We start from the raw sequence: 14,001 nt of genomic DNA on the forward strand, positions 1-14,001 counted from the left end.
ACGTTTGACCCTTGTGACGGATCCTAACGCCATCCGGGTTACCTTTCTGGGTACCAGCTCTGGCATGCCCACCCGCCAGCGCAATGTGTCAGGAGTGGCGGTGCAGTTTCCGCAGCGGTCGGAATGGTGGCTGTTTGATTGTGGCGAGGGCACCCAACACCAGCTCCTGCGCTTAGACGAGCTGCGCCCCAGCCAGTTGCGCCGCATTTTCATCACTCACATGCACGGTGATCACATCTACGGCCTGCCGGGACTGTTGGCTTCCTGCGGCCTAGGCAGCACTCCCCAACACATCGACATCTACGGTCCCCCTGGCCTAGAAGAGTATCTGAAGGCGGTGCTGCGATATAGCGAGACGCGGATCCCCTATTCCTTTCGGGTTCACACCGTAGAGACAGGTCTCATTCTCCAGGATCCGGAGTACTGGGTCTTTTGCGCGCCCCTGGATCACCGGGTGCCTGCCTTTGGCTACCGCGTGGTGGAACAGGACCGACCAGGCACTTTTAACGTGGCCAAGGCCCAAGCGGATGGAATCCCACCTGGTCCCCTCTACGGCCAGCTCAAAGCTGGGCAATCCATCTTCTGGCAAGGCCGCTGGCTCCACGGACGAGACTACGTGGGGGATCCCATTCCAGGCCGCAAGTTCTCCTATTGCACCGACACGACTTTCTGCCGCAACGCCGTTGACCTCTCTCGCGCCGCCGATCTGGTCATCCACGAGGCCACCTATGCCGAAGCCGATCGCGACTTGGCCCAGCGCGCCAAGCACTCCACTGCTGCCATGGCTGCGCGGGTGGCTGCCGAGGCCAAAGCCCAGACCCTCATCCTCACCCACTTCAGCCCTCGCTACACCTCGGATGGCCCCATCACTTTGGAAGACCTGCTGGCCGAAGCCCGGGCCATTTTTCCCAACACCCTCCTGGCTCGGGATCGGATGACCTACGAGATCCCTCGCCGCAGCCCTGTTCCCCTAGCGCTGGAGGTGTAGGTTTGCCTCGCTAGAATGGTAAAAACTGTCCCAACCAGCGATGACGGATCCCAGACCCTATTTCGAACGGCCCAAAACCGAACAACTGGACCAAAGCGCCAGCGAGTGGCAAACCTTTAGCGCCTTGCCCCCAGCAACCTCCCTGCCTCCTGTACAGGCCGAGCAATCGGCTAGGGTTCCCCAGGATGAGGAAACCCTGCCCAAACTGGCTCCCTGGGGCAAACGGGTCGGCGCCTTTGCTCTAGATTTTGGGCTGGGACTGGGGGTTTCCTACCTGGCGCAGGGCTTGGCTTCTCTGGTAGGAGCCGATGCGGCTGCCGTGGACATGACCGGCTATGTTGCCTTTTTTGCCGCTTGGCTGGTGAACCGCGGCTACTTCCAATCTCGACCCGCTGGCCAGAGCTTGGGCAAATGGCTGCTGAACCTCAAAACCCTGGATCCGGAAACCGAGGCCTCACCTCACCTAGTTCGCTCCTTGGCCCGCGAGGGAGTGCTCTCGCTGTTTATCCTCACGGCAGCCCTGCTGGTGCCGCTGGCTGCCGACGGACTGTTTGCCTTCTTCGACAAGGAAAAGCGCCAGAGCATCCACGACCGCGCCGGGCGCACCCTAGTGGTGGAATCCGAGCAGGGCTACCACCTGGATGAAAAAGTCCTGCGGCTGCTCCAAGAAATCCTCGAGGGAGAAGCTACTGAGGACGTTAAACTGGCTGCACGGGATCTTCTGCGCAAAGCCCAGCGCAACGAGGCAGTACGGGGTCTCTCCAGCCAGCTAGGGCGCCTACGTCAGGATGTTGGCCGCAACACCCGCAGCCTTCGCCAGCAGACCAGCAAGCAAGTTAAAAGCTGGCTTGCTTCCCTCAAAGAAAAGTTGGATAATTGGTAGTTGCGCTTACACGCAAGCCCTTCTCCAACCACGGCTGCTGAGGTTGGAGAGGTAGCCTAATACTCTCTCCGCAGAGGAATTCACCATGGCCAAGGGAAAAGGCGCTCGCATCATCGTTACGCTGGAGTGTACGGAGTGCCGCACCAACGTTAACAAGCGTTCTCCAGGTGTGAACCGCTACACCACTACCAAAAACCGCCGCAACACACCCGGTCGCTTGGAGCTGAGAAAATACTGTCCCAAGTGTAACCGCCATACTCTTCACAAGGAGATCAAGTAGTTCTGGAGCTATGGTTTACGTTCGCCGTCGCTTGTCTCCCATCAAGCCGGGAGAACCCATTAGATACACTGACGTTGAGCTGCTCAAGAAGTTCGTAACCGAGCGCGGCAAAATCCTGCCTCGCCGCATTACAGGGCTAACCGCCAAGCAGCAGCGGCAAGTCTCCAAAGCGATCAAACAGGCGCGCATCCTGGGCCTTCTTTACTTTGTCAATAAAGAAGGGTAGTTGCGTCGGCTTCTAATGAGCCTGCAGCTTTCACCGCAGTTGCAAGCCCGAATGGCCCAACCCCTAGAGATTGGGGGAGTGAAGATCTTCAGTCGGGTTTTTCAGGCACCGCTATCAGGGGTAACCGACATGGTCTTCCGGCGGCTAGTCCGCCGTTTTGCCCCTCAAAGCATGGTTTACACTGAGATGGTCAGCGCCATCGGCTTGCACTATGCCCGCGAGTTGCCCCGCGTTATGGAGGTGGGGGAGGGGGAGCAGCCCATTGGCATTCAGTTGTTTGACTGCCGGCCCCATTTCCTAGCTGAAGCCGCTCGCATGGCTGTGGACGAAGGGGCAACCCTGGTGGATATCAACATGGGCTGCCCGGTAAATAAGATTACCAGAAACGGTGGGGGCTCTTCCCTGCTGCGAGATCCAGACACCGCTGCAAAAATTGTTGAGACAGTGGCCAAGGCAGTGGAGGTGCCCGTTACCGTAAAAACGCGCTTGGGCTGGTCGGACGAGGAGATTAACATTTTGGATTTTGCCTACCGCCTTCAGGAGGCAGGAGCCCAACTTATTACTGTACACGCTCGGACACGTGCCCAGGGCTTCAGCGGCAGAGCCCGCTGGGAGTGGATCCGCCGCGTTAAGGAACGTCTGCGCATCCCGGTCATTGCCAATGGAGACATCTTCTCCACCGCTGCAGCCGTGAAGTGTCTCGAAGAAACCGGCGCTGACGGGGTGATGTGTTCCCGCGGCACAATGGGCTACCCCTTCCTAGTGGGAGAGATCGATCACTTCCTTAAGACCGGGCAAGAGAGACCGCCTGCTACTCCCTTAGAGCGAATTCAAGTAGCCTTGGAGCATCTGCGAGGGCTTTGGGAATACAAGGGGGAGCGCGGGATCCGGCAGGCCCGCAAGCACATGACCTGGTATGTCAAAGGCTTTGCCGGCGCCTCCCACTTTCGCGCCCTTCTCTGCCGCATCGAGACGCTGCAAGAGGGAGAAGCGCTGCTGCTGCAGGCCATGAAGCATTGCCAAGATGCCGCTCCGGAGCCTGAGGATGAGGAAATGGGTGAGGCTCTTGAGAGAGAACACGCTGCCACCAAGGAAGCTCTTCTGGCTTAGCCACCCTTCCCCTTCCTTAACACTCTGTACTGAGGTAGCTTAGCTGCCCACAAGCCCCCCCTCCTAGCTGCTTGAAGGGAGCAGGCTACCAATCTATCTTCTGCTTTCCCAAAAAGCCCCTAGCCACTCCCTGCCAGGTCGCCCCTAACCTGGATGGGATCCCTCCTGAGGCTACGGCTTCCCAGTCTAGAGGATCCCCAAGGAGCAGAGCATTAAGTTTTGTAAACTTTTCAAGCTCCCGCCTTGCCAGCCTGTGGAAAACTTGTGGAAAACTTTGGAAAACTGTGGAAAACCTGTGGAAAAAGACCCCAGGTTATCCACAAGGTATAAATACCCTGTGGAAAAGACCCCCAAGTTATCCACAGATTTTCCACAGGCAGGGAATAAGCTCAAAGGCTTGCGGCGTAAGGCTTTGCTAATCGTCGGGCAATCAATTTCCACAATTTCCACAGGCCCTACTACTACTAGTTAAAAATTTAAATTGGGTAGGGATCGTGGTTTGTAATCTTCCTCGCGCGCGAGAGTGCAAGCTAAGGGATCGCCTGGGGCGAGTGGGTGCTAGGATTGGCATACTCAGCTCGCAAGTCCCGCAATGGTGCAAGCTCAGCGTCCTGTGGAGGGAGAATCCGGGGCTGCCCTGTTCGCGTCTGCCCCGCGCGACGGCAGGTCTGGAGATCTCCACGGCGTTGACGACGCTATGGGCCAGCCCTTCCCCCAAGCGGGAGAGAGTCCTAGCGGCAGCCTTTGCTTTACCTGTGAGCAAGCCGAGCTCAGCCAGCACCTGGCAACAGTTGGGCGAGCGGTTGCCAGCCGCCCTGCCCTGCCGATTCTGGCCAACGTGCTGGTAGAGGCCAGTGCAGAAATGCAGCGTGTGGCGCTGACTGGCTTTGACCTCAGCTTAGGCATTCGCAGCGAGTTTGAAGCGGAGGTGAAGGCATCCGGTCGCCTGGCTTTGCCAGCCAAGCTGTTTGGCGACATTGTCAGCCGTCTGCCTAGAGGCCCAGTTACCCTGAGCCAAGCTCAGGGGCGTGTCCTCCTCACCTCAGCTGCTGGCCAGTACCAGTTGCGCAGTGTTGCAGCAGAGGAGTACCCCACCCTGCCGGAGGTGGCGATCCCTGCTGCCAGCGAGGTGGCTGCCGCTTGCCCCGGCGGGAGCGAGTCCCTTGAACACCCCGCGGCGCAGGCTCTAGAGGTGCCCATTGAGAGCCTACTGCAGGGCATTGACCAGACCCTCTTTGCTGCCTCTAGTGACGAGACCAAGCAGGTGCTCACAGGGGTGCATGTCAAGCTCGTGCCAGGGGATCCGCCACAGCTAGAGTTTGCGGCTACCGATGGACATCGGCTGGCCATAGCCCAAGTGGAAGTTGAGGGAATCCCGGTCGAGGTATCCAGGGGAGGACCTGACTTCACCATTCCTGCTCGAACTCTGCGGGAGGTGGAGCGCATCCTCGGCTCCCAAACGGTTGCCTCCAGGGTGGAGTTGCGGTTTGACCGGTCGCAGGTGCAATTTGTTCTGCCCCCTGGCGCCAGCAGCGCTCAGTGCCAGCAGCGGATTACCAGCCGCCTTTTGGAGGGCCAGTACCCCGACTACAACCGTCTGCTGCCCAAGCAGTTCGAGCGACACGTAACCTTAGAGCGTCGGCCCCTGGTGGAGTCCCTAGAGCGGGTGGGGGTGTTTGCTGCCCAGCGGAACGACATCATCAAGCTCAGTCTCTCTGCGGCAACCCAAACCCTACGCATTAGCACCGAGGCACCCGACGTAGGCAGTGGCGAGGAATTGCTGCCAGTACAGATGACCGGCCCTGATCTCGAGGTGGCCTTCAATGTCCGCTACCTGCTGGAGGCTCTCAAGGTGTTCCACACGCAGCAGGTGAGCCTGGAGCTCAACGGAGCCACGCAGCCAGCCGTTTGGAAGCCAATTGGGGCGATGCGCCTCTGCTATTTGGTCATGCCAGTACAACTGCGGGCAACCTAGGGCGTTTCGCGGTTGGAAGAGTGCCATTCAGCAGGCTGAGAGGCGCTTGGTTGGCCACCTGGCGGGCTTGGTCCATAGTTCAGGGGCACATGAGCCATCACCTTCGTCCATTACTCTGAGCGGCCTGAGAGTGTAGCGCTGGGGAGCTGCGCTGGCTGCTCTAGAGGCTCCACTCGATGGCGATCTAATCCCGGCTCACCTACTGCCGAATCGGCATCTCCGTGGAGGGCAGCTTGGGCGTTGCGGCGCAGGCGGTGGGCCTTGAGCCGGCGCAGGGCAGAGGCGGGAAACCGGCGGTCGAACTCCTCATCGCCGATCCGGGCCAGTTCTTGGAGATCGGGGGCAACATTCCAAGGGTAAGGCTGAAAGTCGGGAAGGGGACTGGGCCGAGCAAAGCGCTGGTTCCAAGGACAAACCTCCTGGCAGATGTCGCAGCCGGCCACCCAGTTGTGCAGGTTCTGGGCAATCTCAGCAGGGATCCGCTCGGCGTGGCTTTCCAGGGTGTGGTAGGCAATGCAGCGGCGCGAATCCACTACCCCTGGACTGACGATGGCCTGGGTGGGGCAGGCCTCCAGACAGCGGGTGCAGGTGCCACAGTGGGCAGTATGGGGACGGTCGGGAACCAGCTTGAGAGTGGTCAGGATCACTCCCAGAAACACCCAAGAGCCGTACTCGCGGGTAAGCAGGAGGCTGTTTTTGCCAATCCAACCCAAGCCCGCCTGCATGGCCCAGGGCTTTTCTGCCACCGGGCCAGTGTCTACGTAGAAGCGACCCTGGTAATCTGGAAATTGAGCTTGCATCCAAAGGTGGAGCTGTTTGAGTCGCCGTCCCAGCACGCGGTGATAATCTCGCCCCCAGGCGTAGCGGGAGATCTTGCCTTTGGCCGGATCCCGGCTGTGGGGGGTGGGAGTGTAGTAATTGAGGGCTACACAGATTAGGGATTGTACCCCCGGCAGCACCAGCTCCAGATTCTGGCGCCGCGGATCCGCCATCCAGGCCATGTCGGCAGCCATACCGGCAGCCAGCCAGGCCCGTAGACCTGCCCAATCAGGAGGGTTTGCCGCGCTGGCAATGCCGACTTTGTCAAAGCCCAGCGCCCGCGCCTGTTGCTTCACCTGCTCGGTGGCTTTGGCCCAGTCCATCTCTGACTTCCCAGGGATCCCCGCCATGGCTACCCCGGCAAACCCATCACCTGACGGTAGCGGGCCTCCAGCTGGGCTGCCTGCTGAGAGCGGCGGAAGGGATCCCAGGAGCTGTGTCGAAATAGCTCCTGCCGCAGCTTGGCTACATCCACCGTCGTTACTTCGCCATCGGCCACCACTTGTTTTCCCCTGATCCAGACGCTGTGGACTGCTTGGGTGGGCCGGCCCAGCACCAGTAGCCCAATGGGATCCGTGCGAGGTAGCAGCGACAGTTGGGTGAGATCATAGAGCACCAGGTCAGCCTGCTTGCCCACTTCCAGAGATCCCAGCTTGTCCCCCAGCCCCAGGCCGATGGCCCCACCACGGGAGGCCATTTCAACGCTCTCGCGGGGGGAGATCCAGTGCCGGTAGTCGGGATCGGTGACGTTGTGCAGGATGGTGCCGATTTTGATCGCCTCTAGGAGATCCTGGGAGTCGTTACTGGCCGCTCCATCGCAGCCAAAGGCCACGTTGACCCCCGCTTGACGGTATTTCAAGATAGGGGCAATGCCGCTGCCCAGGCGCAGGTTGCTCAAGGGGTTGTGAACAACCGTCGAGCCTGTGCGGGCCAAGATCTCGATATCGCTTGCAGTCAGCCAAACGCAGTGGGCTAGGGAAGTTTTTCGGTCTAGGTAGCCCAGGCGCTCCAGATGCTCCACAGCACTACAGCCGTACTTTTCCTGAGCCAGCAGCTGCTGGGCGCGGGTTTCCAAGAGGTGGGCGTGGCGAGGCAGGTTGTACTTCTGGCTGAGCTCAGCACAGCCTTCGAACAGCTTGTCGGAGCAGAGTTGAATGCCAGTGGGGGCCACCATTAGGCTGATGCCTTCCTCAGGCCGGTGATACTTTTGAACTGCCTCTTCCAGCATGGCCAACACCTCGGCGGTAGAGAGGGGATAGGCTGCCGACCCCCCTTCTCCACCCGGCAGGCAAGCGGGGAGAGCCTGATCCTGAAGCAGCGGACCAATGAAGGCGCGGATCCCGACCTCCCGATAGGCCCGCACGGCTGCCTCAACAGTGGCCAGCTCCTGGCCGGGAATGAGGATCAGGTGATCCACTACGGTCGTGCCGCCGCTAAGCAGAGTTTCCACCGCCGTCGCCAGGGCGCTGAGATAAATCTTTTCTGGATCCGGCGGCGCGTACTCATGGAGTTGCGCTAGCCAAAGTTCTAGCGGGTAGGGCGGGATGATCCCTCGCTGCCACAGCTCGGAAGAGTGGGTGTGGGCGTTAACAAAGCCCGGCAGCAGGAGCTTGTTGTCAGCGTTCAGTTCCACGCTGCCTGGCGCCCCTGCCAACAACCCCTTGCCGATAGCGGCGATTTGCTCCCCTTCAATGCGGACATCTGTCGTCTCGTAGCCGCTAGCAGTGGGGATCAGCGCATTGCGCAAAACGTAGCTCATGGCGGGAACAGGAAAAGGCCGTCGGAGCCAAGCGCGCCAAGGTTAGCGGCTAAAGTTGGGCTGAGGCTATTTCTTCTTGGTAGAGCCCTTCTTGGCAGGCTTGCCCTCGGCGGCTGCGGGCTCAGCAGCCCCTGCAGCGGGCTCGGGAGGAGCTGTCTCCGCTGGTGTCGGCTGGGGCTCGGCTGGATTCAGACCTGCCTGGGCAGCCACCTCAGCGGCAAAATCCGTCTTTTCTTTCTCAATTCCTTCTCCCAAGACAAAGCGAGCAAACCGCCGCACCCGGATGTTTTCTCCCAGCTTGGCGATGTGTTGCTTGACCAATTCCTCTACGGTGATCGAGGGATCTTTGATGAAGGGCTGATCCATTAGAGACAGCTCTTTCAGGCGCTTTTCAAGGCGACCTTGGATAATTTTTTCCCGCACATGCTCGGGCTTGCTAGCCAGATCCTCTTTGCCCATCTCGATGGCCTTCTCCCGCTCCACCACTTCAGGAGGGATCTGGTCAATGCTGACGTACTCCACGTTTTGGCAGGCGGCAATTTGCTTAGCGATGTCCTGAACCAGCTTTCTAAACTCTTCGTTGCGGGCTACAAAGTCGGTCTCGCAGTTGACTTCTACCAAAACGCCAATCCGGTTGCCGAAGTGGATGTAGCTATCGACAACTCCCTCAGCGGTGATGCGGCCAGCCTTCTTGGCTGCTCCTGCTAAGCCCCTCTGGCGCAGCAAGACGATAGCCTTCTCCCTGTCGCCGCCAGCTTCTTCCAGGGCCTTTTTGCAATCCATCATGCCTGCGCCTGTTTCTTCGCGCAGTTTTTTGACAAGTTGGGGATCGATTTTGACACTGGTCTTGGTGTCGCTCATGAGAGTTCCTCAGCTAAAGTGAAGGATATGGCGGGGTGTAAGCTGCACCTGGCTAAAGCTAGGGGCTTTGAGCAGCCTTACAGTTGGCAAGCCAACCACAGATCCCCAAGCTGGGTTACAAAAGCAGCTCCCCAGAGTACGCCGCGCCGCTAGCTATTTACTCTTGTAGCCTAGCACGGGAGGGGTTCCCTCTCCCCGTACGAAGCTCCGCAGCCGCTCCCCTGGGAAATAATTCTAAACCTAGCTCCCCAAGGGTATGGGGCAGAAAGGAGGCAAGGGAATGCCAGGGGGGTCTGGAATCCCTTTGGGGCTACTCGCCCTCGTCGGCCTCCCCTTCGTCTCCCAGGTCTTCCAGAATGTCTTCTTCTAGATCCACAGCCCCCTCGTAGTCGTACTCCTCCTCTTCGCCGGTGTCGAGCTGCCCATGCCGCCCCTCGTAGATGGCATCGGCCAGCTTGCCTACAATCAGCTTGATTGCTCGAATGGCATCGTCATTAGCGGGGATGAAGACGTCGCTGAGATCAGGGTCACAGTTGGTATCTAGGAGAGAGATGATGGGGATCTTAAGCTTGATGCATTCTCGGACGGCGTTGGCTTCGCGCCGCTGATCGACGATAATCACAGCGTCGGGGAGCCGGCGCATGTTTTTGATGCCGCCTAGGTACTTCTCCAGCTTGGCCAACTCACGCCTTAGGCGGCCTGCTTCTTGTTTGGGCAGGCGGTCGAGCAGGCCACTGTTTTGCATCTCTTCGATTTCTTTGAGGCGATCAATACGGGTTCTCATCGTGGCCCAGTTGGTGAGCATGCCCCCCAGCCAGCGCTGATTGACGTAGTAGCTGCCACAGCGGGTGGCTTCGTGGGCAATGATCCCAGCAGCTTGCCGCTTGGTGCCGACAAATAGAAAGCGCCAGCCCTTCTCGGCACCCTCCCGCACGTATTCATAGGCTTCATTGAGGTAGCGGGCTGTCTGCACCAAGTCAATGATGTGGATGCCGTTGCGCTCAGCAAAAATGTAGGGCCGCATCTTGGGGTTCCAGCTGCTGGCCTTGTGACCGAAGTGAACTCCAGCCTCCAACAGTTGAGGCAAAGTGACAATGCCCATGGTTCAGTTATCTCCTACGGGTTAGCCTCCGCCTGAACAGATCCCAGTTAAGGGCACCCGGTGGTTCAGGCGTGTGGGATCTTGACAGCCTAACCAGGCTAGCATGTCCCTTGCAGGATTTGGCAGCCGGGGGGGAGCTCTTGCCAAGATCCAGTTTCTAGTGCTAGCTTAGTAGAGCACCTCCAGAGGGAATCTCTGGTACAGGTGCGTCGGGGCGTAGCGCAGCTTGGTAGCGCACCACTTTGGGGTAGTGGGGGTCGAAGGTTCAAATCCTTTCGCTCCGACTTAGCTTAGAGAGAGCCCCTGTCTAAAGGCAGGGGCCAGAGCTTTTTTCTGGCGGTAAGCTACCCCAGGGCTAAAGGTTGAGGGCTCCGTCTCGCCGGCGCGAACAGGGAAACTGCTCCCGGGAAGAAAGTAGCATTTGCGCTAGCGGTGCGAGGTTCTTAAGCCTGCTAGGTGGCTTCTATCTTGGCCACTTCACCGGAGTAGGATTAGTAACTTCTGTTAGCGGGCGGCGCTTCCTCCCCACGGCTAGATTGATGAGGGCTTTCCTCTAGTCCTCGACTTGAGCTCCATCCGTTCGCGTAGCGGGCCGGAGGCCACTTTGGGGCACACCGGGCAACCTCGCCAACGCACCTTTCTGCCTTCATGTGGATTAGCTAAGCCTAGTAGGAGCGGGAAGAAAGCCTCAACCTGGAGCAAAAGTCCGCTTTTGTCCGGAGTCAGAGGGGAGGAGGCAAGCTTTGCAAAACGCTGTGAACCACCGCTGCCGAGTTGAGAGCCGCTGTCTGAAGAAAAGTTAGGAAATCGGTATCGCTTCCTACATCGCTGACCGATCGCACCAGCAGACAAGGGATCCCAGCTTCTTGCGCCACCCGCACCACTGCCGCTCCTTCCATCTCCACCACCAGGGCCCCGGTGCGCTCGCGAATTTGGCGCCGTAGGTTGGCGTCGGCCACAAATACATCGCCGGTGGCCACTAGACCTTGGTGGATGGCCGGTTGCCGTCCCTGCAGAGGGTGGAGGGGGATCCGCTCCAGCTGAGGCACAATCAGGTCGTAGAGGGCCCTATCGGCCTCGGCTAGAGGATGGCGCAACTCGGGAATGAAGTCGATCCCCAAGACAAAGCCCTCTGGGCGGCCAGTGCCAAAATCGTGCTCGATGGCGGCATGGGCCAGCACCACATCTCCCATCTGGAGATGATCGGCCAAAGCCCCGGCCACGCCGGTAAAGATGATTCCCCCGATGGGGAAATGAGCCACCAGCAGAGCTGCCGTAGTTGCCGCCCGCACCTTGCCCACCCCCCCTTGGACCACCACCACCGGCTGCCCAGCCAGGGATCCCTGATGGAACTGCCGCCCCAAGTAGGTATGGACGGAATGGGTTTCCATGGCCTGGGTGAGCATGGCCACTTCTTCTGGCAAGGCCCCCACAATACCAATAGCTTTCTGGGATGGGCTAGATGCAGTTGCCATCGCGCTTGCAGTTAACCCAAAGCAGCTCCATTCTGGCGCAAGCTGGATCCGGCTAGGAGCTCAGACTCCTAGGGAGTATAGTTAAGGTGGTTGACAGGGAGTAGGGAAAAAGGCCATGGCCTACAGCGAGCCGCTCATCGAACGTTCCTCAGAGGTTTTTCCAGGACTAGTGGAAGAGCCCCCTCGCTACGTTGAAATAGTCTCGGCAGTGGTTTCCAGCCTCAAAGAAGATGCCGCCTACGAAAACCACGAGCAGGGGCACACCTGGAAATTCACCTACGGCACCGTGGAAGTGTTCGTCCACCTGAGCGGCGAATCCCCCGAAGATACCCTGTTGGTGTGGTCTCCCGTTCTCTCTCTGCCGGTGGCGGAGCCGGCTAAGCTCATGCGGAAGCTGCTGGAGAAGAACTGGAGCGACACTCTGGAAGCGCGCTTTTGCATCTGGAACAACCAGGTGGTGTTAAACCATTACCGCACCCTAGAAGGGATCACCGCAGGCGAGATCTCCCGCGCCATTACCATTGTGGCCAGCCTGGCCGACGAGTACGACGAGCCGCTCCGAGCAGAGTTTCCGCCTGCTTGAGATGGGATCCCAGGGCTCTTGGCTGCCGTATCGTGTGGCCGCTGGCAACTGGCAAATGGAACAGGACTTTTGGCTTTTGCAGCGGCTGCGCCACGCCCCTAGGCCCTACTTGCGCTTTTATGGCTGGGATCGGCTCACCCTTTCTCTAGGCAGGCATCAGGTTTGGGATCCCCCGCCAGGGATCCCAGTGGTGCGCCGGCCCACGGGGGGAAGGGCGGTGTTGCATCAGGCGGCTGAAGAGGGGGCAGAGCTCACCTACAGCTTGGTGCTGCCCCTCTCTTACCTCCAAGCTCGCCTACCCCGTTTGCAGCGAGCCTGCGTGTACGACTTCTGCTGCCGCTTTTGGGTTCAGGGGCTGGCCGCGCTGGGCGTTGAAGTGGATCCGCCTGTTTCTGCTCCCAGCCGGACGGATGGTCAGAACCGCCCAACCCCAAATCCAGGCTACCGCAATAAAATCAGTTGCTTTGCCTCCCGTACCCGCGCTGACTTGAGCTGGCGAGGCAAAAAGCTCATGGGCAACGCCCAACTGTGGCAGCCTTGGGGGATCCTGCAACAGGGATCCCTGCTGTTGCGGCCCAACATCGAGCTGTGGGAACGGTATCTGCCCGGCTCGCAGGTGATTGGTATCTACGACATTTGCCCCACGGCGCCAGGGATCCCTGAGTTGATTGAGCATTTTCTCCGCATGGCCCAGGAGTGCTTTGAGGTGGAATGGCAAGAAGAAGCCTGGCCCTCACTGCTGGCTTAGTTTCTGGTTTCTAATCAACCATCGAGGGAGCAAGAAATAGCTTGACTCTTGCTGAAAAAGAGTTGTGCAGAAAAATCCGGAAGGCTTTGCAGCTAGACCGAAGAAGATTTTCCCTTGCTTAGAGCTCTAGCCTCTTTCCCCTGCGAAAAGAGGAAAGCCAAGACTCGTCCCAGCGCTATTTTTTGTGTCGACAAACACCAAAGGCAAAGCAGCAAGAGACTGCTACCCTCTCCATCCCCAATAGCTGTGCTAAAACCAAGGCAGCGCTCAGCCAGGTAAGCCATGCCAAAAGTTTGGGCGGCAGTTTTGCTAGGCATTTTCCTACTGCCGCAGCCCGCTTGGGCCATTACTCTTGAACAAGTGCCCAACCCCCGCCGTCAGTATGGAGGGTGGGTTTCCGATACCGCCAACATCCTCAGCAGCAGCACCGAAAACGAGCTGAACCGCCTTATCACCCAGCTTGAGCAGCGCACCGGTGCCGAGATGGCGGTGGTTACGGTACCCAATACCCAGGGATATGCCACACCGAAAGCGTTCACTACGCAACTATTCAACTACTGGGGCATTGGCAAGGCTGGCCGCAACAACGGCGTGTTGTTCCTCGTCTCGGTAGGAGATCGGCGGATAGAGATTGAGACAGGCAGAGGCTTGACCACCCTCCTCCCCGACAGCCAGGTTCAGCAGATTATCGACCAGCAAATCCTGCCCAGGTTTCGCGCCGGAGACTTCGACGGCGGCACCCTAGCGGGAGTACGGCAGTTGGCCTCAGCCCTGCAGGGGCAGCAGGCTTCCACCTCTCTTTCCCCTGCAACCGTTCCTCAAGCGGTTGGAGCGGGATCCCTGGCTGTTGCCCAAAGCTCCCTGGAAGGGATCCTGCTGCTATTGGGGATCATCATCCTAGGGGTGGGGTGGCAGCGCTCCCGCTTGCCGGTCTACCTAAAGGCCGAGCGAGGGACAAGACGAGCTATCCCCCTGACCCGTCGAACTTAAGAGGCGGCTGCTCTCTCTTCGCTCCAGAGCGATCCCATTCGACTGTTTCTCTATTCCGGCTCCCTTTGCCTTGGCCTCTTCCTGATGTCGGCCAGTGGCAACTGGCTGGTGCTGACGCTGCCCCTCCTGGCGGCTGTGGTGACCGACGGCACCCTGTGCCAGAAGCGGGGGATCCCCTTTCAGCCCGTGGTCTGCCAAAGCT

The 14,001-nt window shown here is 59.2% G+C and carries 13 protein-coding genes, 1 tRNA gene and 1 pseudogene; 10 read left to right on the plus strand and 5 right to left on the minus strand.

Features of this window, described 5'->3' with window-relative positions:
• The first annotated feature begins 31 nt into the window (after positions 1-31).
• From rnz to dnaN, 6 genes are all read left to right on the plus strand, one after another.
• Positions 32-988 (plus strand): ribonuclease Z, encoded by a 957-nt coding sequence (gene rnz, locus NW807_RS01065; protein WP_414404960.1) that lies wholly within the window; start codon positions 32-34, stop codon positions 986-988.
• A gap of 40 nt (positions 989-1,028) precedes the next feature.
• Entirely contained in the window at positions 1,029-1,871 is an 843-nt protein-coding gene (locus NW807_RS01070; RefSeq protein ID WP_414425047.1) for an RDD family protein, read from the plus strand.
• Positions 1,872-1,956: 85 nt separating this feature from the next.
• Positions 1,957-2,151, plus strand: coding sequence for a 50S ribosomal protein L33 (rpmG, locus tag NW807_RS01075; protein WP_414394020.1), 195 nt, complete (start codon positions 1,957-1,959; stop codon positions 2,149-2,151).
• A 10-nt stretch (positions 2,152-2,161) separates the two neighbouring features.
• Positions 2,162-2,377, plus strand: a complete 216-nt coding sequence (rpsR, locus tag NW807_RS01080; RefSeq protein WP_414394021.1) for a 30S ribosomal protein S18 — start codon at positions 2,162-2,164, stop codon at positions 2,375-2,377.
• A gap of 15 nt (positions 2,378-2,392) precedes the next feature.
• Positions 2,393-3,487, plus strand: coding sequence for a tRNA dihydrouridine synthase DusB (gene dusB / locus NW807_RS01085; protein WP_414404915.1), 1,095 nt, complete (start codon positions 2,393-2,395; stop codon positions 3,485-3,487).
• 592 nt (positions 3,488-4,079) lie between these two features.
• On the plus strand, positions 4,080-5,462 hold the full coding sequence (dnaN, locus tag NW807_RS01090; RefSeq protein ID WP_414425048.1) for a DNA polymerase III subunit beta: 1,383 nt from the start codon (positions 4,080-4,082) through the stop codon (positions 5,460-5,462).
• Positions 5,463-5,572: 110 nt separating this feature from the next.
• Here dnaN and queG read toward each other — a convergent pair whose 3' ends face one another.
• The 4 genes and pseudogenes from queG to rpsB form a co-directional block, all read right to left on the minus strand.
• Positions 5,573-6,604 carry a tRNA epoxyqueuosine(34) reductase QueG gene (gene queG, locus NW807_RS01095; RefSeq protein ID WP_414425049.1) on the minus strand — a complete coding sequence of 344 codons (1,032 nt, stop codon included), beginning with the start codon at positions 6,602-6,604 and terminating at the stop codon, positions 5,573-5,575.
• 29 nt (positions 6,605-6,633) lie between these two features.
• On the minus strand, positions 6,634-8,040 hold the full coding sequence (locus NW807_RS01100) for an amidohydrolase (RefSeq protein WP_414425050.1): 1,407 nt from the start codon (positions 8,038-8,040) through the stop codon (positions 6,634-6,636).
• 195 nt (positions 8,041-8,235) lie between these two features.
• Positions 8,236-8,901: pseudogene (tsf, locus tag NW807_RS01105) on the minus strand (translation elongation factor Ts); the annotation flags it as partial.
• A 310-nt stretch (positions 8,902-9,211) separates the two neighbouring features.
• Positions 9,212-10,003 carry a 30S ribosomal protein S2 gene (gene rpsB, locus NW807_RS01110; protein ID WP_414425051.1) on the minus strand — a complete coding sequence of 264 codons (792 nt, stop codon included), beginning with the start codon at positions 10,001-10,003 and terminating at the stop codon, positions 9,212-9,214.
• A gap of 210 nt (positions 10,004-10,213) precedes the next feature.
• Here rpsB and NW807_RS01115 point away from each other — a divergent pair.
• A tRNA-Pro gene (locus tag NW807_RS01115) sits at positions 10,214-10,287 on the plus strand.
• Between the two features lie 438 nt (positions 10,288-10,725).
• Here NW807_RS01115 and NW807_RS01120 read toward each other — a convergent pair.
• A complete protein-coding gene (locus NW807_RS01120) occupies positions 10,726-11,478 on the minus strand; it encodes a 5'-methylthioadenosine/adenosylhomocysteine nucleosidase (RefSeq protein WP_414394027.1) in 753 nt (250 codons plus the stop codon).
• A gap of 115 nt (positions 11,479-11,593) precedes the next feature.
• Between NW807_RS01120 and NW807_RS01125 the strand changes: the two genes are divergently transcribed.
• The 3 genes from NW807_RS01125 to NW807_RS01135 all read left to right on the plus strand — a co-directional run bounded on the left by NW807_RS01125 (position 11,594) and on the right by NW807_RS01135 (position 13,799).
• Positions 11,594-12,061 carry a YbjN domain-containing protein gene (locus NW807_RS01125; RefSeq protein WP_414404909.1) on the plus strand — a complete coding sequence of 156 codons (468 nt, stop codon included), beginning with the start codon at positions 11,594-11,596 and terminating at the stop codon, positions 12,059-12,061.
• Between the two features lie 55 nt (positions 12,062-12,116).
• Positions 12,117-12,809, plus strand: a complete 693-nt coding sequence (locus NW807_RS01130; protein ID WP_414425052.1) for a lipoyl protein ligase domain-containing protein — start codon at positions 12,117-12,119, stop codon at positions 12,807-12,809.
• Between the two features lie 282 nt (positions 12,810-13,091).
• Positions 13,092-13,799 (plus strand): TPM domain-containing protein, encoded by a 708-nt coding sequence (locus tag NW807_RS01135; protein ID WP_414425053.1) that lies wholly within the window; start codon positions 13,092-13,094, stop codon positions 13,797-13,799.
• Positions 13,800-14,001: the final 202 nt, after the last annotated feature.

It is taken from the genome of Synechococcus sp. R70.1, assembly GCF_047461675.1.
Lineage (GTDB): Bacteria > Cyanobacteriota > Cyanobacteriia > Thermostichales > Thermostichaceae > Thermostichus.

Coding starts and splice junctions, on each gene's coding strand:
- NW807_RS01130 (WP_414425052.1), top strand. CDS start 12,117: ATGGAACAGGACTTTTGGCTTTTGCAGCGGCTGCGCCACGCCCCTAGG.
- rpsB (WP_414425051.1), bottom strand. CDS start 10,003: ATGGGCATTGTCACTTTGCCTCAACTGTTGGAGGCTGGAGTTCACTTC.
- dusB (WP_414404915.1), top strand. CDS start 2,393: ATGAGCCTGCAGCTTTCACCGCAGTTGCAAGCCCGAATGGCCCAACCC.
- NW807_RS01100 (WP_414425050.1), bottom strand. CDS start 8,040: ATGAGCTACGTTTTGCGCAATGCGCTGATCCCCACTGCTAGCGGCTAC.
- NW807_RS01120 (WP_414394027.1), bottom strand. CDS start 11,478: ATGGCAACTGCATCTAGCCCATCCCAGAAAGCTATTGGTATTGTGGGG.
- NW807_RS01070 (WP_414425047.1), top strand. CDS start 1,029: ATGACGGATCCCAGACCCTATTTCGAACGGCCCAAAACCGAACAACTG.
- NW807_RS01125 (WP_414404909.1), top strand. CDS start 11,594: ATGGCCTACAGCGAGCCGCTCATCGAACGTTCCTCAGAGGTTTTTCCA.
- queG (WP_414425049.1), bottom strand. CDS start 6,604: ATGGACTGGGCCAAAGCCACCGAGCAGGTGAAGCAACAGGCGCGGGCG.
- rpsR (WP_414394021.1), top strand. CDS start 2,162: ATGGTTTACGTTCGCCGTCGCTTGTCTCCCATCAAGCCGGGAGAACCC.
- rpmG (WP_414394020.1), top strand. CDS start 1,957: ATGGCCAAGGGAAAAGGCGCTCGCATCATCGTTACGCTGGAGTGTACG.
- NW807_RS01135 (WP_414425053.1), top strand. CDS start 13,092: ATGCCAAAAGTTTGGGCGGCAGTTTTGCTAGGCATTTTCCTACTGCCG.
- dnaN (WP_414425048.1), top strand. CDS start 4,080: ATGGTGCAAGCTCAGCGTCCTGTGGAGGGAGAATCCGGGGCTGCCCTG.